A 24,005-nucleotide genomic window follows, 5' to 3' on the forward strand; every position below is an offset into this window, starting at 1 on the left:
GAAGTCATTCGACGATATGTACGGCACCAAGACAAGCAGGACATAGAGTATGAACAACAACTGCAGTTATTGAAGAACTGATAGCGCGGACGCCCCCTTCTAGGGGGTTATAAAGCAAAACCGCCTTCTAAGAAGGCGGATATTTTTTGGGCTCTGTGTTTCCTAGACCAAGTGTTAGCCAACACAGCTCTCGCTTCTAAAGCGTTAATTTTGCATATGTGATTAAGATGGCTACGCTAAAGGTCTGACCACTTTATTGGATAGCCAAATGCCTGAACTTGAACGCCTTACATGCTCTATTGATGAAAACCAGATCGCAACGGTTGTACTGAATCGCCCTGACAAGCTGAATGCCATTGATATGGCGATGTTTCAAGGGGTGAACAACATGGTCAGTCAGTTGAAAAAGAACACCGAGATTCGCGCGGTGATCGTAACAGGCAGTGGGACAGACTTTTGTTCGGGGCTTGATGTGAAGTCCTTGCTTACCAGTAAATCTGGCGCAATGAAGTTGTTGTTCAAATGGCTCCCAACATTACCAAACGCCGCCCAACGCTTTTCTTTAGGTTGGCGAGATATTCCATGCCCCGTGATTTTTGCGATTCACGGACGTTGCTGGGGAGGTGGCCTGCAATTGGTCAGTGGTGGTGACTTTAGAATCGCCAGTCCTGACGCCAACTTCTCTATCTTAGAAGCTAAATGGGGGCTGATCCCTGACATGGGTGGCGCGATTGCCTTTCGAGAGTTGATGCGAAAAGATCACACCCTAGAAATGGCGATGACTGCCAAGGTGATCGACAGTGAGACTGCCAAAGAATATGGGCTGGTCACAAAAATAGCCGAAGATCCGTACGCTGAAGCTTATGCCTTGGCACTGGAGTGTGCGAATCGATCGCCAGATGTGGTCGCCGCCAATAAGAAGCTTTATAACAAAACTTGGTGGTCTAGCCCCGGTATCGCCTTGTTTTATGAGACTTGGTATCAGATTAAAGTTGCCCTAGGTAAGAACCGAGCGATAGCCGCTCAGCGTGAAATCCACAGTGATAAACCACGCGCTTATGTGGTTAGGAAGTTTAAATAGTGTTTGTACAGGAATAATCGATATTCCCTTTGTTTATCGGGCTTTGCGGTAACCTTAGCGCAATTTAATGTCTAAGGCTGAATGAGCACTCTGATGAACAAAACTTTTACCTACTCTCTAGCTGCCACCGCAATATTTACAAGTTTGAACGCTTTCGCAAGTGGTCTGTTTTTACAAGAGGCCGTTGTTGCCAACGCTGGTACTACTGGCGCTGGTGACGGTGTTTACACGCGATCTGCTGCTGCGATGTGGACGAACCCTGCCACCATGTCTCATATGGGCGAAAGCAAAACGACCATCAACACCATGGCGTTTGATCTTGAGATGAAATATCAAGACAACCTAGATTCAAGTGATAACGGCAAAGCTCATTCTGTAATGCCGTCATTTGGTGCCTTTCACGCTCACCAAGTGACTGACAAATTACACCTTGGTATTGCGCTGGGTGCAGTAGGTGGTTCTAGCCTTGATTACGGTAGTGAGTGGGCGGGAAGTCCTTTACTTGAAGATATTACCCTCACAGCGATGCAAGTGAACCCGTCACTGAGTTACCAACTTAATGATCAGTGGTCAGTGGGTGCAGGTATTCAATTAAGTTGGGCTGCGTTGCAACAAACAACGTCTGCATTAACGATAAAGCAGGATACTGACTGGGCTTATGGTTATAACCTAGGTGTCATGTACACACCGACGGACAAACTAAAATTAGGCGCAAGCTATCGCTCTAAACTGGAGCATGAATTCAATAATGATGTAAATGGCCCTACAGATTTTGGCGTACTCAACTCTTTGGCTACCGATATAGCGCTTCCTGAAATTGTAGATGTGAGTGCGAGCTATGCATTGAATTCTCAGTTAGATCTACTGGCAAGTGTTCAATTACACCGTTGGAGTGAGTGGGATACGACAGTTTTAGATTTTGGCTCTCAAATTGGTGGGATTCCAATCGAGCGCGATTGGGATGATGTGTGGAAGTTTGCAGTAGGTGCGGACTACCAATTGAACTCTGATTGGCGTTTAAAGGCGGGCTTCTCTTATGAAACTTCTCCGCAAGATGATCCGACACTGCAGTATGTTGATTTACCTGTTGGTGAACAGTACCGCTACTCAGTGGGTGCATCTACCTACTGGGACGACATCTTAATTGATGTGTTCTATGAATACGCAGATTTAGGCTCAGTTGATATGGACCGATTTATGGTTGATGGCTCGTTCGACGGTCGTATCCACTTTATCGGTGTTAGCGCGACCTTCTAATGACATTACGTAATCTATTAATCGTTAGTTCGGTAATACTAGGCTCAACAGGTGCTTTGGCTGAAGAGAAGCATCCAGATGATCCGACTAAGATCGTAACCAAAGCGGGCGTTGCTTATAACGAAGAGCTAAAGTTTTCGGGCTCTATCGGGCTTGATGAAGCACGAATGATCAACGCTCGTGTCAATGCTGATGGCGAAGAGTGGCGAGTGGGTGGTTCATGGCTATTGCCTTTGGGCATCGTCAATTTCAACTTTAGCCGCTCTGAATACGACAACGATGCTTATAAGAATAACTACAGTATCGGGACATTTGTTCCTCTGAGCTATTTTGATATCGAGCCGTTCGGATGGCAAATATTCCCTATGGCTGGGTACAGCTATAACGATGGTGAAGTGGCGGTGTTCGATGATCAGAATGTGGGTTCTGATTATGTGCTGATGCCAAGTTCAACGCATGGCGGTTATATTGGTGCGTTTGGCCTAAAAACGATTACCGATGAGTGGTCGATCATGGGCTTTGGTGGCGGTTCAATGGGCTCTGATGATTATTCTGGCTATTGGACAGGTGTCGGCGCGAGCTACAAATTGAGTGACGCCCAGTCGTTCAATTTCTTCACTATTTTTGCCGAGGATGATTTCGGCGAGAACAACAGTGTCGGCGCGTCTTATACCTACGAGTTCAACTAAGCTTCAACCCATCTCCCCATAAATAAAAAGCTGAGTGTAGGTTGCCTGTTTAGGCAGACTTACACCCAGCGCTTGTTGTGTTTCTGCTGCATCACTTCCATCTCGAGATATTTCTATTCTCTGTTAAGGTTTCTACTGAATCTCGTTAAACATTAGTTGGTTTATGGATGAACTTTTAATATTGAGACTTATTCGCATTTATTGATCTAAACGAAAGAACCGATTAGATTGTGTCGTTAATATTAGGAACAACATGATTTTTTTGAGGTATTTATGAATACAGTCGTTGTATGGGGAGCAGGTAGCGGTTTGGGTGCAGCAATGGTCGAGCACTTTCATCAGCAAGGTTTTGAAGTGATTGCGATTGCTAGAAATCCAGAGAAGAACCCGCGCTTAGCAATTCTTGGCGTAACTTCACTTAGCTGTGATGCGACCGACAAGCAACAAGTGGAAAAGACGGTGGCTGAGTTACCGAAATCGGCATTGGTTGTTTCAAGCATGGGCAGTTTTAGAGCGGATGTTCCGGTTGACTACATCGGTCACCGATATGTGATTGATGCTCTAGAAACCAATGAAATTAAACGCTTTGTGCTGGTGACGTCTTTAGGTTGTGGTGATTCATGGCAGTACCTATCAGAGCGTTCTAGAAAAGGGTTCGGTGCTGCAGTTCGTGAAAAATCATTGGCGGAAGCTTGGTTAATGTCGAGCTCCCTTGATTATACGATTCTTCGCCCAGGTGGCTTGCTAGACGGTGAAGTGACTGGTAATGGTGAGCTTTCTCAACAAGTGGAAGTGCATGGTGTGATTTACCGACAAGAAGTAGCACGCCTTATCGAAACCCTATTGGCGAACGAAGCGAGTATCGGCCAAGTGTACCAATGTATCGACCCTACGGTTAAATACGGCTAACTCTTTTGAAGCGTTAATCTGAGGTATATCTACCTTGTCATAAACTTCTAAAGCCGTTTAGCCTGACTGAACGGCTTTTTGCTTCCTTCCTATATTTTCTCTACCTCCTCTCTTTTGAATTCATTTATTGCCTGTTTCTTATATTAGAGTGCCGCTCTCTTAATCTAGATTAAGTTTTGCCAGCCATATTCTCTGTAGTATCCGCGTCAATCAGCCCCGTTAGATGGGCACTTGCGTAACACGATTGAGTGAGGAATAGATTTGAGTACTTTGTTTGCAGAAACCCGCATTGGCACCATGACGCTTAAAAACCGCTTTATGAGAAGTGCGACGTGGGAAAATATGGCGACCGAAGATGGCCATATGACAGATAAACTTTACGCTATCTATGAAGAGTTGGCTCAAGGTGAGGTTGGCTTGATCGTCACGGGTTACGCGAACATCGTTGAAGAAGAAAAGCCGAATGCTGGCATGATGGGTATGTATAACGACTCGTTTATCGAGGAGTATAAAAAGCTAACTCAACAGGTCCATGACAACGATTCTAAAATCGTAATGCAATTAGCTTATGGCGGTACGAAAACCACGTATGAACTTGGTGAGCGAGTGATCTTTGCACCGAGTGAGGTTCCAGAAAAAGGGACTCAAACACTGGGTAAAGCGATGACCAAAGAGGAAATTGATTACATTGTTGATGCTTTTGCCAAAGCGTCACTAAGAGCGCAACAATCGGGTTTTGATGGTGTTGAGATTCATGCGGCACACACATACTTGATCAATCAGTTCTTGAGCCCTTATTACAACCAGCGTGAAGATGAATACGGCGGTAGCTTAGAAAATCGCATGAGATTCTTGCTTGAGATCTACACGGCAACACGCAAGCTGGTGGGTGAGGATTTCCCTATCTTGGTTAAGTTAACCGCCTCTGAATTTTTTGAGGGCGGCGTGACCTTTGATGAAACACGCTTAGTGTGTAAAAAGCTCGAAGAAATTGGCGTTAATGGCATTGTGGTTTCTGGCAACATTCACGGCAAAGCCGACACCATGATTGGCGAGTCTCACGACGGGTTTACCATCCAAGAGGAAGGCTACTTCCATGAGTATGGCCATGCAATTAGCCAAGATGTCGACATTCCTGTTATCACGGTGGGCGGCTTAACCGATTTTGATGCCATTGAAGCTATCGCGAACAATACGGGCATTGAGTACTTCGCGCTTTCACGTCCACTACTTTCTGAACCGCATCTAGTGAAGCGTTGGAAAGAGGGTGACCGAAGCCCAGTAGAGTGTGAGAGATGTTCTAAGTGTCGTACTAAGCGCGGTAACTTCTGTGTGGTAAACAAAGACAGAAAAGTACAGCTGGCGCGCATGTAGTCGCTGTACCCAGATTCAAGCCTGAGCCTGTGTAATATTGCAGGCTCATGTCTTTATGGATATCCATGAACCGATATTTGAAACCTAATTAATCACATGTCCATGTCAAATTAGTGCGATTAAACAGATACAGTTCAACTGTAAATCTTCCAACCGAGTTATCGTTACTATACTGAGCACCACGTGAAATTACTTCCTCTCTTAAAGCAACCTCGAATCCACTGACGCCTTTTCGTTTTAGCGACATTGCTGTGATTTAAGCGTGATACTGACTATTTCCCCCTTAACTTCTGTGTATATGGGGCACTCGTTTGTGCACCTTAGATCAACATTGTCGATTTTTTGATATTAAAACGAATAAGTTAATCAGAGGTAGAAATGCAAAGTAAGCATTGGTCTAAATTCGAACTGCTCCATGAAGTCGTTACCAACCCCAACATTCACATCAAAGGTCAACACAGTTATTACAGCGATTGTTGGGATAACGGGTTTGAGCGCTCAGTCGTCCGTTATCTACATGGGGACGAAGTCAGTCGTCAGTGGGAGCCACGTTGGGAAATCGACGAACTGTATATCGGTGATTACGTCTGCATAGGTGCCGAGGTCGTGATTTTAATGGGTGGCAACCATACCCACCGCGTTGATTGGTTTTCGTTGTATCCATTTATGGATGTGATCGAAGAAGCTTACATTGGCAAAGGTGACACGCATATCAAAGATGGCGCTTGGTTAGGTATGCGTGCCATGATCATGCCAGGCGTAACCATTGGAGAAGGGGCGGTTGTCGCCGCAAACAGCGTGGTAACCAAAGACGTAGAACCATACAGCATTGTAGCTGGCTCGCCTGCGAAAGTCGTTAAACAACGCTTTGATAAGTCTGTTATCGAAGAGTTGATCTCGATGAAAATATACGAGTGGCCAGAAGAGAAGTTTGACGCGTTGAGGAAGCACTTGTGTGATTCTGATTTAACGGCACTTAAGAATGCGATGGCTGAGTATGATACTCATAAGTCGTTGAATACTTAATCGTACTCAAGAGAAGGAGCACTCTGTTGGTTGTGGAGTGCTCCTTTTGTTCATCTATGCAGCAATCAGTATCAATTTCAGCAAATATTTGTCCTTCATCGTTGACCTTACCCTAAGGGGAACCTTTATAGTTACTCTATAAATTTAAAGGTTAGCTATGACAAACACATTCCGAACAACTTGGATTACTGTTTTCAGCATCATCGCGATGTTGATGTCTAGCTATGCCTCAAGCTCATCAGCCATGATGACTGAAGTAATGATGATGGAAATGAGTTCGAGCAAATCGGCTTGTTACCACAGCGATACGTCGGTTAATGATTCCATGGCGGGATGTCATGTGACGAGTGAACAAGCACACGCTGAACACTCTAATATGAGTGCTCATGATTTGATGGCTCAATGCGATATGTCTTCAATGAGCGAAGACGGCGGCCACATGATGGGTAACCATTGTTCGAGTGCCGATTGCTGCGCCTCAGTGTGTTCTGCAACTTCTTATCCAATTCAGGCTGTTCAAGCCGTCAATCTATATGTCTCTTCTTTAGCTCGTTTTCAATCTGTCATTATTGGGCAGAAAGTCGCACGCGCTCAATCTTTGTTGCGCCCACCCACCGCATAAATCTATATCTAAAAACATAGCGATATCAGAGTCATAAATCTGATACGCCAATCTTTTATATGCGTTATTTAACGCTAGATATGGACATTCATTGTGAATATAAAACCAACAACCTCCGTGTTTGGAATAAACGCGAGTGTCGTGGTCGCTGCTGCCTTTGTTTCGAGTGCTGCTTTTATTTCAGCCAGTGCTTTAGCTGCTGCGTCTGCTTCAACACAAGCTGATCAACAGAGCTCAACACAGCAACTCAATACATTGATTGAGATAGCATTGAGCCAAGATAGTAATCGCAAGCAGTACTTTGCTCACTCGCAAGCGATGAGGGAAACCGGTATTGCGAGCGCAACCTTAATGGATCCGAAACTCAAAGTCGGGTTCGGTGGATTGCCAGTCGATAGCTTTCAATTCGACGAAGACCCGATGACCAATATCTCGGTCGGTCTGATGCAGCAATTTGAGCGTGGCGATACGTTAGACCTCCAGCAGAAAAAGGCGGGTCAGCAAGCGGATGGATTAGCGCTTCAAGTTCAGGCTCGTGAACTTACCGTTGCCAATAGCATGACGCAGTTATGGCTTGAATTGGGTTATCAACAAGTCGCTGAAGGTGTGATGCGTGAAAACCGACGCCTTTTGGTTGAGTTAGAGAACTATGTGCAAACCAATTACTCGATAGGTAAAAGCGAAGCGCAAGATCTACTCAATGCTCAGCTTCAAGTCAGTAAGCTTGATGAAAAACTGCAAGCCAACCAACAAGTTCAACGCCGTCTCATCTCTCAACTGTCTGAGTGGTTAGGATCAGACTGGTTAGGGACTCAAGCGATTAGCTCTCAGGGTGTTGATTCACAGACTCTTGATCCTCAAGAGAGACTTCATGCGACTAATCAAATTGATTGGTCGTTATTAGAAAGTAAGTTAGCGACCAACAACGATGCAACCAAGCACTATCAACTGTTGATTGAGCATCCGCTCGTTAAGATCACGGACGCGACTATTTCATCTAATCAAACTCAAGTAGAACTCGCTGAGCAAGCTTATACGCCGCAGTTTGGTGTAGAAGTGATGTACGCCCATCGACAAGCGAACAATATGGCGGGCGAGCCTGCTTCTGATCTTGTGAGTGCTTATCTAACGGTTGATATCCCTCTATTTACGGGTAACCGACAAGACAAGAACTTGTCAGCAGCTCAGTACCAAGTTGGCGCGGCTAAATCCCAAAAAGACACCTTACTTGCCCAAATGAACGCGCAAGTGAATGCGTTATTGGTAGATAAGGCGAACCTCACCCAACGTTTAGAACGTTACCAAAATTCCTTATTACCTCAGACGACGGCACGGATCAGTGCAGTTGAAAGAGGTTATCAAAACAACACCGCACAATTCAACGATGTGATTTCTGCAACAGCAGACGAGCTTGCTTTGAAACTAGAGCAACAGCGTTTGATTACCGATCTCAATATCGTGAATAGCAAGCTCGCGTCACTCGTCAGTGGCTTTGATTATCAAGTTGAACAACCACAACTTACCGCGACAAACCATCAATAAGGAACAGACAATGAAATCAGTAAAAGTAGCAACAATCGCTTTATTGGTCGGTGGCGCATTAGGTTTTGGTGCAAATCACTTTCTCTTTAATTCAACTCACGATATGTCGGCTATGGCTGCTTCTAGCGAGACAAGTTCAGCGGCCAGTTCAAGTGATGACCCACTTTATTGGGTTGCACCAATGGACCCAAATTATCAGCGTGACAAGCCGGGTAAATCACCGATGGGTATGGAGCTAATTCCTGTTTATGCCGATGACTTAACTGGAGGTTCAGACAAAGCAGGAACTGTGTTTATCGACGCCTCTGTGGAAAACAACCTTGGCGTTAAAACAGCAAAGGTAGGGTTAGAAGCTTTGTCGCCACGTATTGAAACGGTCGGTTATGTGGCGTTCGATGAAAGTACATTGTGGCAAACCAACGTCCGCGCTGCGGGCTGGGTGGAGAAGCTGTATATCAATGCGGTTGGCGAGAAAGTGAATAAAGGCGATGTCCTCTTCACGCTTTACTCTCCAGAGCTGGTTAAGGCACAAGAAGAGCTGCTGAGTGCATACAAAACGGGTCGCAAAGGATTGATAAAAGGATCGACTGAACGCTTGGTGACCTTGGGCGTCGATAAAGCGCAGATTCACTCGATTACTCGTCAAGGTAAGGCATCGCAAACCATAGAAATCAAAGCGCCTGCAGATGGCGTTATTGCTAGCCTCAACATTCGTGAGGGTGGTTATCTTTCGCCTGCTCAAGCAGTCATCAGTGCAGGGCCATTAGATGAAGTTTGGGTCGATGCAGAAGTGTTTGAGCGCCAAGCACACTGGATCTCATCAGGCAGTAATGCAGAGATGACACTTGATGCGATTCCGGGAAAAGAGTGGCAAGGCAATGTGGATTACGTATATCCGATTCTTGACCCTAAAACTCGAACCTTACGCGTTCGTTTGAAGTTCTCTAACCCTAATGACGAGCTCAAACCGAACATGTTCGCCAATATCGCACTGAAACCAATCAGTGATGATCAAGTTCTTACCATTCCTAGATCTTCGGTTATCCATTCCGGTGGCATGACTCGTGTTGTGTTGTCTGAAGGTGAAGGTAAATACCGTTCAGCACGGATTGAAGTAGGGCGTGAAGCGGGCGACAAGATCGAGGTGTTGCGAGGGCTTACACAAGGCGAACAGATCGTCACTTCAGCGCACTTCATGCTCGACTCGGAATCTAGTCAATCAGCGGATTTGTCACGAATCAATGGTGTGGAAGAGCAAGCAGAAACAGCTTGGGCAAAAGGTGAAATTGCAGATGTTATGCAAGGCAGTCGTATGGCGACCATCAATCATCAACCTGTTCCTGAGTGGGATTGGCCGGGCATGGTGATGAACTTTACCTTCGTTGAAGGTTTGGACATTAGCCAGCTTAAGCGCGGACAAGTTGTTGATTTTGAAATGATGAAAACGGAGTCAGGCCAGTATGAAGTTGTTGATTACAAGGTCAGCGAGCATCAAATGGCAGGTGAAGTGTGGGTGAAGGGCGACATCACCATGCTAATGCCGGATTTCGGAATGATTACTGTAAACCACAAGCCAGTACCTGAGTGGGATTGGAAAGCGGGTGAAATGAACTTCCAAGCCAGTGACGACCTTGATTTATCCGAGTTTGCCGAGGGTCAAACCATCCGGTTTCTAGTGGTAAAGCAAGGTTCAGATTATGTGCTCAAATCTTTAGAAGCGGGTGAGGGCACATTATGATCAATGCAATTATCCGTTGGTCCATCAGTAACCGATTCTTGGTTCTGGTCGCAACCGTCGCCATCGTGTTTGGTGGGTTATACAGCGTGAAAAATACGCCCGTTGATGCAATTCCTGATCTGTCTGATGTACAGGTGATCATCAAAACCAGCTATCCGGGTCAAGCACCGCAAGTGGTTGAAGACCAAGTAACGTATCCACTCACCACTGCGATGTTAGCAGTACCGGGTGCCGAAACGGTTCGTGGTTACTCGTTCTTTGGTGATTCTTACGTCTATATCATCTTCAAAGATGATACTGATATGTATTGGGCGCGCTCTCGCGTGTTGGAATACCTGAGCCAAGTAGCACCTAACTTGCCATCAAGTGCTAAGCCAACATTAGGGCCAGATGCAACTGGGGTGGGCTGGGTTTACAGTTATGTACTGCAAGACAAAACTGGTAAGCACGACTTAGCGGATCTTCGTAGCCTGCAAGACTGGTTCTTGAAGTATGAGCTGCAAACCGTTGATGGCGTGTCTGAAGTCGCGACGGTAGGTGGCATGGTGAAGCAGTATCAAGTACAGATTGATCCTGCCAAATTACGTGCTTATGACCTAACACTTCAACAGGTCAATAAGGCGATCCAAGATGGCAACCAAGAAACCGGTGCTTCAGTGGTTGAGATTGCTGAAGCGGAGCACATGGTTCGCACTACGGGTTACCTCACAAGCATTGAAGATATTCAATCACTGCCACTAAAAGTGACCGACAAAGGTACACCGCTGTTATTGGGCGATATTGCTGACATTAACCTTGGTCCTCAGATGCGTCGCGGTATCTCAGAGCTCAATGGTGAAGGCGAAGCGGTTGGTGGTGTTATCGTGATGCGCTTTGGTGAAAATGCCAGTGAAGTGATTGATTCTGTTAAGAGTAAACTCGCAGAGCTACAAGCGGGATTACCAGACGGGGTCGAAATTGTCGCGACCTATGACCGTTCAACCTTGATTGATTCTGCGGTTGAAAACCTATGGAAGAAGCTGGCTGAAGAGTTCATCGTGGTTGCGATCGTGTGTGCATTGTTCTTGTTCCATATTCGTTCATCACTGGTTATCGCGCTTAGCTTGCCTGTCGGTATTTTAGGTGCGTTTATCGTGATGCATTGGCAGGGTATTAACGCCAATATCATGTCTCTCGGCGGTATCGCGATAGCGATTGGTGCGATGGTCGATGGTGCGATCGTAATGATAGAGAACGTTCATAAGCACATAGAGCGAACGCCTCTGACCGATAAAAACCGTTGGCAAGTAATAGGCAAAGCGGCAGAAGAGGTGGGTGCACCGCTGTTCTTCTCGCTGATCATTATTACCTTAAGCTTTGTTCCGGTATTCGCATTAGAAGGCCAAGAGGGCAAGATGTTCTCGCCACTCGCGTTTACCAAAACGTATGCAATGGCAGCGGCTGCAGGCTTGGCTATCACGCTTGTGCCAGTGCTAATGGGTTACTTCATTCGTGGCAACGTGTTACCTGAACATAAGAATCCAGTGAACCGCAGCTTAGTGGCTATGTATAAGCCATTGCTTAATCTAAGCCTCAAGTATCCGAAAGTCATGATTGTGATTGCATTGGGTTTGATGGCTTCAGCGTATTACCCAACCAGTAAGCTTGGCAGTGAGTTCATTCCTCCTTTGGATGAAGGTGACTTGATGTACATGCCGACTACTTATCCGGGGATCTCGATAGGTAAAGCGCGTGAGCTGCTGCAGCAAACCAACAAGTTAATCAAAACCATCCCAGAAGTTGAAACCACATGGGGCAAGATTGGGCGTGCGGAAACGGCGACCGATCCTGCACCACTCACCATGATTGAAACGGTTATTCAGCTAAAACCTCGCGACGAATGGCGTGACGGTGTCACTACGGAGTCGTTGCGTAAAGAGTTCGATGATCTGATTCAGTTCCCCGGTTTGACTAACGCATGGGTTATGCCAATCAAGACTCGCATCGACATGCTAGCGACCGGTATTAAAACGCCAATCGGAATCAAGATAGCAGGGCCAGATCTGAGTGTTATTGAGGATATTGGTTCTCAGCTTGAGCCTATCTTGAACGGTGTCAGCGGCACGGCTTCTGTGTATGCCGAACGTGTGGCTGGTGGTCGTTATGTGACGATAGACATCAAGCGCCGCTCCGCTGCTCGTTACGGGTTAAGCATCAAAGAAGTTCAACAGGTTATTTCGACTGCGGTTGGTGGGATGAATGTCGGCGAAACGGTAGAAGGGCTAGAGCGTTACCCAATCAACGTTCGATACCCGCAAGATTACCGTGATTCTGTGGTGAAGTTGCAGAACTTGCCACTCGTTACGCCAAACGGTGCTCGTATTGCTTTGTCTGATGTCGCTGACATTCGTTATGAAGATGGCCCACCAATGATCAAAACAGAGAATGCACGCCCCAACGGTTGGGTATTTGTGGATATTGATGGTCGTGACCTTGGTTCTTACGTGGCAAAAGCGCAGCAAGTGGTTGCCGAGCAAATCGTATTGCCTGCGGGCTACTCACTCGCATGGTCAGGTCAATACGAATACATGGAACGCGCCAAAGATCGCCTAAGTGTGGTTGTGCCTATCACCATCGCCATCATCATGTTGCTGTTGTATCTGAGCTTCCGCCGTGTCGGTGAAGTGATGATGATCATGCTGACATTGCCGTTAGCCATGGTCGGTGGTTTGTGGTTGATGCATTACCTCAATTACAACTTCTCCATTGCGGTTGGAGTTGGCTTCATCGCGCTAGCGGGCGTTGCGGTTGAGATAGGTGTGATCATGTTGGTGTACCTCAACCAAGCGTGGCATTACAAAAAGCTCGATGCAGAGCAGAACCAACAAACACTTCAACAAGCTGATCTCACAGATGCCATTCGTGAAGGGGCAGGGCTGCGTGTGCGTCCAGTCATGATGACAGTGCTTACCGTGATCATTGGTCTAATTCCAATCATGTATGGCGAAGGTACTGGTTCGGAAGTGATGCAACGAATTGCCGCGCCAATGATTGGGGGAATGGCGTCTGCACTGCTGCTTACTCTATTGGTGCTTCCTGCGATCTTTAAACTTTGGAAGCAGCGTGAGATCACTAAGCTCCAAAGCGAGAAAAGTAAATAACGTACTGACTATAAAGCCCTTACTTGCGAGATAGGAGTAGGTAAGGGCGCACCACATGAACATATAAAACTAACAACACAAACAGAATTAATCTAAGGAACGACTATGAAAAAGACACTGATTGCTATCGCCCTAACACTGACTACTGCAACGGCTTTTGCTGCTATGAACCATTCAGATGGTGACCATTCAAATATGGATCACTCAGGTATGGACCACTCGATGATGAAGAGCGGAGAAATGGATCATTCAAAGATGGATCACAGCATGATGAAGGATGGAAAGATGGACCATTCAATGATGATGAACATGGATGGAATGATGGATATGGAAGGTATGTCGGAAGTGGGTATGCCAGCTCAAGGCGCGAAACCCGATAAAGTGGTTCATGTTCTACTGAGTGACGACATGAAAATCACCTTCAAAAACAAGGTCGATATTGAGCCTAATGATGTCGTTCAGTTCGTTGTGATGAATACAGGCAAGATCGATCATGAATTCTCAATTGGTTCTCCCGCAGAACAATTAGAGCATCGCGAAATGATGAAAAAGATGGGTAACCACCACCATGATTCTGGCAGCACAGTCACGGTGAAACCGGGTAAAGCGAAACAGATGCTGTGGCATTTCCACGGTGACAATCACGTAGAGTTTGCCTGTAATATCCCAGGGCACGCAGAAGCGGGCATGGCTAAGTCGATAACGCTGTAGGCATTATCTAATAGAGCTAGAAGTAGCTGCTAGACAAGTACAAGAAAGCTTAAAGATAAGTCTTAGCTCATCGCGTAGTTGAGACTTATCTTTCTTGGCCACTACTGTAATAGGATCGATGTTTCCAGTAGGTGCTGAGCTTCACCACTTAGGTGCGGTAGCTCTGACATGATCTTCTTAAGCTTGTCGTCGATCGATTCCACTTCACTTAAAGAGCGAAATGCAAGAACGGCTTGCTCTGGTTCGTTGCTCACATAACCCTTCAACGTATTAAGCTGAATTTTGTTCGCATTTTCGACTTTTGACAGTGCGACATTGATTGCTTCGATGTTGATTGTTAACTCATTGCTTTTAAACATTTTTATTATTTTTTGGTTGTTTCTAATTGGCGCACATTAACACAACCATTTTTTCGGATATTGACCAAGATTATTAAACCAGCATTTTTGTGAAACTCTTGGCTAAATCAAAAGTACCGTCACAAACTCGTTTTGGCTATCCATGCAATTGATTCATGAGCTTGTTCCTTAGTGTTAAACATCACAAGAAATCATAAGATTTATTTTTACGAGTCTGTTTTTTGCGAATGTTAACTCTCTATTATTGAATCTATTTAGTTAGTTTCCTTGGATATATGAAACATCTCTAAGGAAGAATGATGCAAAAAGGAACGTTATCTCTCGCGATTGTCATGATTTTATCTTCTAGATCGATACACGCAGAAGAGCAGATTAGAAATAGTAACTTCGAAGCCAATATGAATGGTTGGTGGAATGCAGGAGCCGATGTAACAACAGAAAGCAACGAAGCTTGTATTGATATTAAAAACCCAGGGAACAATTCTTGGGATGTAATTTTAGGCCACAGCGGTATTGGTTTAGAGCAAGGTCAGAAATATCAGGTATCGTTCGATATATATGCAAATACTGATACTGAGATGAAAGCCTTGATCCAACATGAAGGGCCTCCTTATACGCATTATTTTCTAAGTGACGTGGGTGTATCAACAGACAAGCAAAGCTATACGTTTGATTTTGTGCAAGAACTTGAGAGTGACGCCGATACAGAATTCCAGTTTCAATTAGGAGCACAGAAAACGGGTGTCATCTGTGTTGATAACGTTTCTGTTGTAGGTAAGCCATTTGTAAAAGTAGCGACTAAGATGCCTATTCGAGCTAACCAAGTTGGCTTCTTACCTCAATCCGACAAGTATATCTTTGTTGAAAACTCGTCAACTGAACCTCTTAAATGGACATTAGTATCTCATTCTGGGATCAGCCTCGATCTCGGTAAAACAGAAGTGTTCGGCCTGAATAAAGCGTCGGGTGAGCACATTCACCGAGTTAACCTTTCAAACTATACAGAGACAATGAACGGATTAACGATCAAAGTCGGCGATGATGTCAGTTATCCATTCGATATTAGAAGTGATGTTTATAGCCAGTTAAAGATCGATGCCTTGTCTTACTTTTATCAAAATCGTAGCGGTATAAAGATAAAACCTGAGTTCGTTCAACGCGACGATCTCGCGAGGCCTGGTGGCCACATGTCCGACAGGGCGACATGTTTTGATAAAGTCGATAGTTGGGGAAATAGATGGCCTGGCTGTGATCTGACTATTGATGCAACCGGTGGTTGGTACGATGCGGGCGACCATGGTAAGTACACAGTAAATAGTGGTATTTCAACTTGGACGCTCCTGAATTTATATGAGCGAGGCAAGTTTTTAGAGAGTAAATCGCTTCCGTTTTCTGATGGGAAAGTAAAAATCCCTGAAGCAACCAATGGCGTTAACCCGCTGTTGTCTGAAGCTCGCTGGAACATAGAGTTCATTTTAGCGATGCAAGTTGACTCTGACACGCCTATATCTGTCCCTATTGGTAATCAATCTGCCAGTAAACAGCTAAAACTTACCGAGATTAACGCGAGAGGGTTGGCATTTCACAAGATCGGAGATGAGTCTTGGACTGGTATGCCATTACCGCCACACAAAGATACTCAGAAACGTTATGTTGGTTATCCTACTACTGCAGCTTCATTGAATCTGGCGGCAATCGGTGCTCAGTGCGCACGTATTTGGAAAGATATCGACAGTGATTTTTCGCAGTTATGTTTGGATTCAGCGACCAAAGCGTGGAACGCAGCAAATCAACATCAAGATATCTATGCTTACGATAACTTCACCGGTTCTGGGCCGTATGATGATATCGAATTGAGTGATGAGCGATACTGGGCTGCGGCCGAGCTCTTTATCACAACCAATGATGAGGTTTACAAAAAAGTATTGATTGATTCTCCACACTATCTTGAAGTGCCGAAGGGGAACATCAATGCCGATGGTGACATGTATTGGCAGTATATAGCGCCCGCGGGCACCGTGAGTTTAGCCGTGGTACCTAACTCATTGGACAGCCAAGTTATTGAACAAGCACGTAAGAACATCATTAAAACGGCAAAATCTTATACCAAGCAAGTTGCCAATGAAGGCTACAACATCCCTTATACAGTCGAAGAGTATTCGTGGGGCTCAAACTCGAACCTTGTAAACCGAAGTATTTTTTTGATTTACGCTCACGATTTTTCTAATGATGTTCGATACATCAAAGCGGCGGCTAGTGCGATGGATTATATCCTCGGGGGTAACCCGATGAATATCTCTTATGTTACTGGTTATGGAACGAAAGCTGCTGAGAATCCTCATCATCGATTCTGGGCTTACGCTGCTGATGAAAGTTCACCAAAACCAGCGCCGGGTGCGTTAATTGGAGGCCCAAATTCGGTAAGTTTTAGTGATCCTATTGCCGCTGTGATGAAAGGTAAGTGTGTTGGACAAACGTGTTACAGCGATAATATTGGAGCTTGGACGTTGAACGAGATAACCATCAACTGGAATGCGCCACTAGTATGGGTTACTTCTGCTTTAGATGAAGGCCAGCTTGATTGAGGTAATCAATTAAATTAAGAATATTCAAAGAGTAATATCATTTGGTATTGCTCTTTTTAATACAAAAATCACACAATGAAGTGCGCAGTTCTAATTATTTTAGGTTTTGAAGCTAAGATGAGATGGAAAATCTAAAGGGATATTGTAAATAAAGAGAATTTGAAACTAAACAGAAGTTGGAGCGTGCAGCGGGAATCGAACCCGCATCATCAGCTTGGAAGGCTGAGGTAATAGCCATTATACGATGCACGCACACTGTCTTAAGAGTAAGACTGAGGCATCAAGAAGACTGGAGCGTGCAGCGGGAATCGAACCCGCATCATCAGCTTGGAAGGCTGAGGTAATAGCCATTATACGATGCACGCACATCGTCTTAACGAGTTTGATAATGCCACATCTAACTGAAAACGAAACCTTTTTCTTTCATTTTTATTCTAAGTGCTCGCATAACCACCACTCCGCTAGTTTTTCAATCATGTCTGGCGTTTAGAGAGTGAATAAAATGTGACTAAACTCTCGTTAAGCCCAAGATTCAAACGGGTGCTGACTTGATAGTTTAAGAAAAGGGGAAAGGGATGAATTTATAAACTGATATCGGATGTTATTTCCTCATCAACACAGGCAAAATCTATGGTTTAACGTGTTAACATAATCGAAATTTGAGCTGAATTTATAAGTGCGTTTATAACAATGTGGATGCATAGATTTAACTTACGAACGACTCGTATTATTCACTAAACTAATCCCAAATGAGTAGAGTGATACACGCCTCTGTGCGTTCGCAGAAAAAAGTAACGAATTTAGTTGATAATTCACGCAAAAGTCTCGTCATTCCGTCTGTCGTTTGGTACATTTGCCGCACATTTTGTCTCGCCTAAAATATCCATGCCTTCTCAGTTCAGAATTAACAAAATTGTTGAAATTGGTGACACTCTCCACCGCAGCGGCTGTGCGCCCTATAAGCTTGAAAAGTACACACAATTCTATGCAAAAAAGCATGGTGTGGATGTGATGATCCAAGCAACGCCAACCGCGATTAATTATCAATTTCCAGACGATAACAACGCCGTTATTCTCAAGCGCCTAAAGCCTGCTTCAATTAACCTGAGTTTGTTGGCAAATACCATCATTCGTATTAACCAACCGAGCAGTGAGCCAGTGCCAGAACCTGTCGGCTACTCTAAATTTGTTACTGCCCTAGCTAATATGGGTATTCCACCTGCGTATTTGATGCTAGTCGGCAGTACGTTGGAAGCGGTTGGCTTTTCTGCGTTATTGGGCTTGATGGTTTGGGTATGTCAGCAAGTCCTGCATTCACGTCGCGCAATTGCGGTTGAATTTATCTCAGCATTATTGACGGGTATCTTTGTAGCGTTTTTGGCAAGTACAGGTTTGCCGATCCCTGTGTGGGCGTTGTGTATTGCGTCAATCGTCTTGTTCGTCCCCGGATTATCAATAGCTAACGCATTAGAATGTTTGGCCTTCAACGATCTCGTCTCGGGTACCAGTTTGCTAGGGCAGAGTGCATTAACGCTCATCAAGCTGTTTGTTGGGATTATCATGGGTCTCAATATTGGTGAAGCGATATGGGGACAAGCGGTCTCCATCGACTATACCAATGCGGTGCCAGTGTGGATGCACATATCAGGCTTGGTGTTGATCTCTGTGTCTATCGGTGTGATGTTCAATGCTCGCCCTAAAGACATCTTACTTGGCTTGCCTGTTGCGGTTCTGGGTATGTGGGGTCCATTCTATCTCGGTTTTGATAGTGGTTGGGTTGTGGGTACTTGGGTAACCACCGTTCTTATTACTTTGTACGGCACTTGGATTGCTAAAAAAATGGAGCTCACAGGTTCTATTTATATCGTGCAAGGGATCATCATCTTGGTTCCGGGTAGCCGCGTATTGGTGAGTGCGAGCCAATCGGTGTTTGAACAATCTATCTTGCCAATCCCAAGCATCGGTTTATCGGCGCTGTTTATGTTCTCCGCGATTGTGGCAGGGCAAATCACAGCGTATTCGATCTACTCACCAAAAGTAGAACGTTAATCTGACCAGATTCCAACTGCCGCTCAGGCAAACTCGTTTCTTAAACAAACACAGCTTAACGGCTGTGTTTGTTCGTTTTAGAACAGCTCTTTTTCAACGTTAGGTTTATCTTGAGATAATTGGCTAGATTTGTGCTCGCTAAGCCTAGCAAGAGTCATTAAAATGGACGCAAATTCTATTTAAATGAAGTATTAACGTATGTCTTTACCTCCTTGTCCGCAATGCCAATCTGAATATGTCTACCCAGACCAAAACAACCTAATCTGCCCTGAGTGTGCCTATGAGTGGAACCCAGAAGAAGAGCGTTTAGAAAGAGAAGCTGCGCGTGTAAAGGACGTTAATGGTGCAGTGTTAGATACCGGTGATAAAGTCACCTTTATTAAAGATTTAAAGGTGAAAGGCAGCTCTAGCGTACTGAAAATCGGTACTAAAGCGGTGATTCGACGCATCAATGAAGGCAAAGATCATCAGCTAGATTGTAAGCTTGATGGTGGCGGTGAAATGCTGGTGACTGCAAAATACGTGAAAAAGCAGTAACCATCTTTTCGGACGATTGTCGTAAATGTTCAATGCTTTTGGGCCGTTGTTGAGCATACTGACTAGCAAACAGAGTCAAACTTAAACGTTAGAGAATCAAGATGATCAGAGAATACAGCGCAGCCGACACCGAAACGGTCCTAAATATATGGCTCACGGCTTCCATTAAGGCGCACAACTTCATGGCACCTGAATTTTGGGAGTCACAAGTGGGCAATATGCGCGATATCTACCTTCCTGCGTCACAAACCTATGTGTTCCAAGTTGATGGGGAAGTTCGTGGGTTTTATTCGCTTTATGAAGGGATATTGGCTGCGATCTTTGTCTGCCCTGAGCATCAAGGGAGTGGTATCGGGAAACAGCTCATGCAACATGCCAAGCTGGAATGCCCGAACTTGTCATTAAATGTGTACAAAGAGAATCAAGCAACCGTTGAGTTCTACCTTTCTCAAGGCTTTAACATCGTAAGTGAACAAGCCGACGAGCACACAGGGCACCAAGAGTACGCCATGCATTTAGCCTAACGTTGGGCTTAGTGAATAGTCAGACGAGCATTAGGTAGGAATAGAAGTTATATGGATATAGTCAAAGCCGACATGGCGCACTCGAATGCGTTCCACCATTATGTAAAAGCTTGTATCGATGATGGACTCGAAATCTATACCGGTATTACCGATGGCAGTGATGCTTACTTAGAAAGGCGAATAGCTTATTCAAAAGGTGAGTGTTTGCCAGAAGGTTGGACGCCAGCTTCTACTTACTTTTGTATTGAGTCTGAGCAGATTCTTGGTGTGATCAGAGTTCGTCACGGCATCAGTGAATACATTCATGACGTTATCGGGCACATCGGCTATGAGACTCTGCCACAAGCAAGAGGGCGAGGTGTCGCCAGTCATATGCTGTCTTGGGTTCAGCGTTATATACTTATCGAAAGCGCTATTATTACCTGTGATTGCGACAATGTTGCGTCGCAAAAAGTGATTGAGAAGTGCGGCGGCCACTTTTTAACTACCTTTTATTCAGAGCAAGATCAGCAAGAGGTGTTGCGCTATCAGCTAGACCCAAAATGAATACTAAAGCATGGCACTTGCTTATGTTCGCTTACTTCCGTTAGCGAGATTTTATTAAATTGAAGCCACCATTGATGGTGGTTTCTTTGGTTATAGTTCATCGATTATTGTTGGAGATATTTTGAAGTATTCGACAAGACCTGCTCAGTCATCAGATTATGAATTTCTGTTCGAGCTAAAAAAGGCGGCTGAATTTGAGCCAATCAAGGCTGTTTTTGGCTGGGATGACCAAATTCAACGAGATATACACGCCGAAGAGTGGGCAGAGGAAAGGCCTGAAATCATTGAGTATCAGGGCAAAGCGATTGGCAGTGTGTTGCTGCAAGACAAAGGTGACCACTTCTACTTTTGCCGATTCTTCTTGTTGCCTGAATATCATGGCAAGGGCATTGGTAGCCAAATCCTCACCGATTGCTTAGCTCACGCAGACAAGCTAAGTAAGCCAGTTGAGTTGTGTTACCTGCAGGGTAATCGAGTTGGAGAACTGTATTTAAGATTTGATTTCGAAATCACCTCGCAAAACGACCAGTTTGTATATATGTGGCGTAAATAGACATTCATTCAAAATGATCACACCGTGTCTGTAACTTGATAGGCACCTGACACCCATCTAACGTAAAACCTTGTAAAGCTCCCTATGCTTGATGACTAAGCGATTACACTTAGAACAGATTGAGCGTAAGGGAGTGTGCAATGAATTATTACCCAACTTTAAAAATCGTGGGTGAGCAAAGGTTTGGTTTTGGGCCTAGATTAGGTCAAATAACCTATTATTCGCCTTTAGAACAGTTGGATAAAAAGCCATTTATTCATCAGTCCATTCAAGCTTTACTCACAACCGAATCTATCCTGATAACCGTCGGCGAGAATCGTCAACAGCGAAAGAAAGCCAAGGGTGATGAGCAAAAGATGCAAGCAATGAAGAAAGAGGCACAGTCTTTTCTTCGTACTCACTACCGACAACAAGCTCAAGCTCGCCATCTGCAAAGCGTTGAAACACCTTATGGTTTTCAAGAGCGCATCATTCAGTTTTGGAGTAACCACTTTGCCATCTCGGTCGACAATCGAAAGCTGATGCCCTTAGCTGCAAGTATTGAAAATGATGTAGTTCGCAAGCATTGGAATGGTAATTTCAGCGACATGCTGATGGCATCTTCAAAACATCCAGCCATGCTTTTGTATCTTGATAATCAACTCTCCATTGGGCCCAATTCCAAAGTCGGTAAGCGCCGTGATAAGGGGCTGAATGAAAACCTCGCTCGCGAAATTCTAGAGCTCCACACCCTCGGTGTTGATGGTTCCTATAACCAACAAGATGTAATTGCCTTGGCCAAAGCGATCTCGGGGTGGGGTATTAAATTCCAATCTCCAAATGCTGGTTTTCGATTCGCCAATAACCTCCATGAACCAGGCAGTATCACCTTACTTGGAAAATCCTACGCCCAATCAGGCATCTCGCAAGGGGAGTCGTGTTTAAAAGCCTTAGCCACCCACCAAGACACAGCGAAACATTTGGTTGATAAGGTTTGCCAGCACTTTATTGGTGACACGCCTAAAGCTCTCTCAGAACAGATGGTTGCTGCATACTTAAAAGGTAATGGTGATTTGCTACCTGTTTACCGCTTGTTGCTTAGTAGCGAAGAGGCTAATGAACCCAAGCCCAATCGATTCAGACCGCCGAAAGAGTGGCTATTTGCGGTGCTTCGCAGTGCCGACATTCCTCTTAACGATAAGCAAGCACTGAATACTCTCAACACACTAGGCCAACCACCTTTTAAACCGGGTTCACCTGCAGGATGGTCGGATCAAGACAGAGACTACAACAGCCCTTCGGCATTAACTCAACGTATGCAAGTGGCTAATAGGCTGGCCTCAATCGCGATAAAGTCGGCTAAGGCGTCTGGTACAAAACCAAAGGTAGTCGTGGATAACGTTATCGCAGCTTTGTATGGCGATGCGATTGATGAGCATACTCAAATTGTATTGAGCAAAGCCGACAGCGCTGCAATGCAACTTTCCCTGTTGTGGTTAAGCCCGCAGTTTCAATATCGTTAGGAGTGGGTATGAAAAAGACAAACGGTTCGCAGAGTATTAAGTCGCAGAGTCGTGATCCACACAATCAAGGCCTAGAAAGTATTAATCGACGTCAATTTATGGGCATGGCCGCAGCTGTTGGTGTGAGTGCGATGTTGCCATTTCCAAGCTTTGCCAAAACACGTTCAGACAATATCTTTATTTGGGTCTCACTGCGTGGCGCGATGGATGGGTTAAACGTTGTGGTGCCTCATGCTGATCCTGATTATGCAGATCTAAGACCGAATATCGGCTTAAAACCTAATCAGCTACTTAAGCTAGATAGTTTCTTTGGGTTACACCCTTCGCTTAAAAGTTGCCATCAATGGTATGAAAATAAAGAACTTAGCTTCGTTCATGCTTGTTCAACCGCTTATCGCGAGCGTTCTCATTTTGATGGACAAAAGATATTAGAAAACGGCACTTCCGACCCTTTTAACACCGAGGGGTGGCTTAACCGTTTGCTCGCGCTGAGCTCAGAACAATACGATGGAATCGCGATTGATTCAGGCCTGCCGCTCATCATGCAGGGTAAGTCTACCGTGGCAAGTTGGTATCCAAACCGCTTAAAAACACGTGACAAACAAACAGAGCTACTTGAAGAACTCTTCCAAAGTGACCAAATGCTGTCATCCAACTTTGAAAGCGTCATGAAAATCGATGAGCTGGTGGGTGACCAAGGCGTTGGCAAACAATTCAAGTCATTGATGAGTAAAACGGGCGACATCTTATCTGCTGATAAAGGGCCAAATATCGCTGCATTAGAGCTAGGCGGTTGGGATACCCATGCCAATCAAGGCAACGCAAATGGTAGGTTGAGTAACCAACTCAAAACTCTGGATACAGGGTTAGCGGCTCTGAAGGAATCGTTAGGGTCACGTTGGAATAACACGGTGATCATCGCTGCCAGTGAATTTGGCCGAACAGCTAAGGAAAACGGCACAAAAGGCACCGATCATGGCACTGGTAACGTCATGTTGGTTGCTGGTGGTGCGATGGTTAGCAAGGCTTCAGGTTTGTTGAGTTCAGATTCTTCTGGAGGGAAAGTTATCGCAAGCTGGCCGGGATTAAGCCAAGAGAATCTGTACCAAGGGCGAGATCTTAAACCAACCACAGACATGCGAGGCGTAATCAAAGGCGTGTTGAACCAGCATCTGTCGATAGAAGAAAAGCAGATCGACACCATCTTCCCTGATAGTGAAATGGTAAAGCCACTGGAAATCATCTAGCAGGGCGTTTCTCT

20 protein-coding genes and 2 tRNA genes are annotated in these 24,005 nt (G+C 45.0%); 19 read left to right on the plus strand and 3 right to left on the minus strand.

From position 1 onward, the window contains the following. The first annotated feature begins 268 nt into the window (after window positions 1-268). From L1D37_RS21455 to L1D37_RS21505, 11 genes are all read left to right on the plus strand, one after another. Window positions 269-1,081: a crotonase/enoyl-CoA hydratase family protein gene (locus L1D37_RS21455; RefSeq protein WP_239849116.1), complete on the plus strand. Its 813-nt coding sequence runs from the start codon at window positions 269-271 to the stop codon at window positions 1,079-1,081. A gap of 93 nt (window positions 1,082-1,174) precedes the next feature. Further along, the gene (locus L1D37_RS21460) at window positions 1,175-2,338 is read left to right on the plus strand and encodes an outer membrane protein transport protein (RefSeq protein ID WP_239849117.1); all 1,164 of its coding nucleotides are present in this window, start codon (window positions 1,175-1,177) and stop codon (window positions 2,336-2,338) included. After that, the gene (locus L1D37_RS21465; RefSeq protein ID WP_239849118.1) at window positions 2,338-3,027 is read left to right on the plus strand and encodes a hypothetical protein; all 690 of its coding nucleotides are present in this window, start codon (window positions 2,338-2,340) and stop codon (window positions 3,025-3,027) included. The genes L1D37_RS21460 and L1D37_RS21465 overlap by 1 nt, the downstream gene beginning before the upstream one ends. A 273-nt stretch (window positions 3,028-3,300) precedes the next feature. Beyond that, entirely contained in the window at window positions 3,301-3,936 is a 636-nt protein-coding gene (locus L1D37_RS21470) for an SDR family NAD(P)-dependent oxidoreductase (RefSeq protein ID WP_239849119.1), read from the plus strand. 261 nt (window positions 3,937-4,197) lie between these two features. Then, window positions 4,198-5,310, plus strand: a complete 1,113-nt coding sequence (locus L1D37_RS21475; RefSeq protein ID WP_275665554.1) for an NADH:flavin oxidoreductase — start codon at window positions 4,198-4,200, stop codon at window positions 5,308-5,310. A 378-nt stretch (window positions 5,311-5,688) separates the two neighbouring features. After that, window positions 5,689-6,336: a CatB-related O-acetyltransferase gene (locus L1D37_RS21480; RefSeq protein WP_239849120.1), complete on the plus strand. Its 648-nt coding sequence runs from the start codon at window positions 5,689-5,691 to the stop codon at window positions 6,334-6,336. A gap of 157 nt (window positions 6,337-6,493) precedes the next feature. Further along, a complete protein-coding gene (locus L1D37_RS21485; protein ID WP_239849121.1) occupies window positions 6,494-6,958 on the plus strand; it encodes a hypothetical protein in 465 nt (154 codons plus the stop codon). Window positions 6,959-7,057: 99 nt separating this feature from the next. After that, window positions 7,058-8,500, plus strand: a complete 1,443-nt coding sequence (locus L1D37_RS21490; RefSeq protein WP_239849162.1) for a TolC family protein — start codon at window positions 7,058-7,060, stop codon at window positions 8,498-8,500. Between the two features lie 10 nt (window positions 8,501-8,510). Next, entirely contained in the window at window positions 8,511-10,238 is a 1,728-nt protein-coding gene (locus L1D37_RS21495) for an efflux RND transporter periplasmic adaptor subunit (RefSeq protein ID WP_239849122.1), read from the plus strand. Further along, window positions 10,235-13,378, plus strand: coding sequence for an efflux RND transporter permease subunit (locus tag L1D37_RS21500; protein ID WP_239849123.1), 3,144 nt, complete (start codon window positions 10,235-10,237; stop codon window positions 13,376-13,378). Before L1D37_RS21495 ends, L1D37_RS21500 begins: the two co-directional genes overlap by 4 nt. 105 nt (window positions 13,379-13,483) lie before the next feature. Continuing rightward, entirely contained in the window at window positions 13,484-14,089 is a 606-nt protein-coding gene (locus L1D37_RS21505; RefSeq protein WP_239849124.1) for a cupredoxin family protein, read from the plus strand. Window positions 14,090-14,190: 101 nt separating this feature from the next. Here the strand turns inward: L1D37_RS21505 and L1D37_RS21510 are convergent, their stop codons facing one another. Continuing rightward, the gene (locus L1D37_RS21510; RefSeq protein ID WP_176679532.1) at window positions 14,191-14,448 is read right to left on the minus strand and encodes a hypothetical protein; all 258 of its coding nucleotides are present in this window, start codon (window positions 14,446-14,448) and stop codon (window positions 14,191-14,193) included. Window positions 14,449-14,747: 299 nt separating this feature from the next. On the opposite strand from L1D37_RS21510, the gene L1D37_RS21515 reads away from it, so the two are divergent. Further along, window positions 14,748-17,033, plus strand: coding sequence for a glycoside hydrolase family 9 protein (locus L1D37_RS21515; protein WP_239849125.1), 2,286 nt, complete (start codon window positions 14,748-14,750; stop codon window positions 17,031-17,033). 177 nt (window positions 17,034-17,210) lie between these two features. On the opposite strand, the gene L1D37_RS21520 is transcribed toward L1D37_RS21515, so the two are convergent. Together L1D37_RS21520 and L1D37_RS21525 are read right to left on the minus strand one after the other, a co-directional pair. Next, window positions 17,211-17,285 (minus strand) — tRNA-Gly (locus tag L1D37_RS21520). A gap of 38 nt (window positions 17,286-17,323) precedes the next feature. Continuing rightward, window positions 17,324-17,398: transfer RNA gene (locus L1D37_RS21525), tRNA-Gly, on the minus strand. A gap of 520 nt (window positions 17,399-17,918) precedes the next feature. Here L1D37_RS21525 and L1D37_RS21530 point away from each other — a divergent pair. From L1D37_RS21530 to L1D37_RS21560, 7 genes are all read left to right on the plus strand, one after another. Then, window positions 17,919-19,082, plus strand: a complete 1,164-nt coding sequence (locus L1D37_RS21530) for a threonine/serine exporter family protein (RefSeq protein WP_076654024.1) — start codon at window positions 17,919-17,921, stop codon at window positions 19,080-19,082. Between the two features lie 198 nt (window positions 19,083-19,280). Next, on the plus strand, window positions 19,281-19,619 hold the full coding sequence (locus tag L1D37_RS21535; protein WP_132745611.1) for a zinc ribbon domain-containing protein YjdM: 339 nt from the start codon (window positions 19,281-19,283) through the stop codon (window positions 19,617-19,619). Between the two features lie 101 nt (window positions 19,620-19,720). Beyond that, window positions 19,721-20,143: an N-acetyltransferase gene (locus tag L1D37_RS21540; RefSeq protein WP_239849126.1), complete on the plus strand. Its 423-nt coding sequence runs from the start codon at window positions 19,721-19,723 to the stop codon at window positions 20,141-20,143. A gap of 51 nt (window positions 20,144-20,194) precedes the next feature. Then, a complete protein-coding gene (locus tag L1D37_RS21545) occupies window positions 20,195-20,689 on the plus strand; it encodes a GNAT family N-acetyltransferase (RefSeq protein ID WP_239849127.1) in 495 nt (164 codons plus the stop codon). A 121-nt stretch (window positions 20,690-20,810) separates the two neighbouring features. Beyond that, window positions 20,811-21,242 (plus strand): GNAT family N-acetyltransferase, encoded by a 432-nt coding sequence (locus L1D37_RS21550; protein WP_239849128.1) that lies wholly within the window; start codon window positions 20,811-20,813, stop codon window positions 21,240-21,242. A gap of 140 nt (window positions 21,243-21,382) precedes the next feature. Continuing rightward, complete coding sequence (locus L1D37_RS21555; protein WP_239849129.1) at window positions 21,383-22,744, plus strand: DUF1800 domain-containing protein; 1,362 nt, start codon at window positions 21,383-21,385, stop codon at window positions 22,742-22,744. Window positions 22,745-22,752: 8 nt separating this feature from the next. Beyond that, on the plus strand, window positions 22,753-23,991 hold the full coding sequence (locus tag L1D37_RS21560) for a DUF1501 domain-containing protein (RefSeq protein WP_239849130.1): 1,239 nt from the start codon (window positions 22,753-22,755) through the stop codon (window positions 23,989-23,991). The last annotated feature ends 14 nt before the right edge of the window (window positions 23,992-24,005 follow it).

Origin of the sequence: Vibrio sp. Isolate33 (genome assembly GCF_022397895.1) — a bacterium.
In the GTDB taxonomy this organism is placed as follows: Bacteria; Pseudomonadota; Gammaproteobacteria; order Enterobacterales; family Vibrionaceae; genus Vibrio; species Vibrio pomeroyi.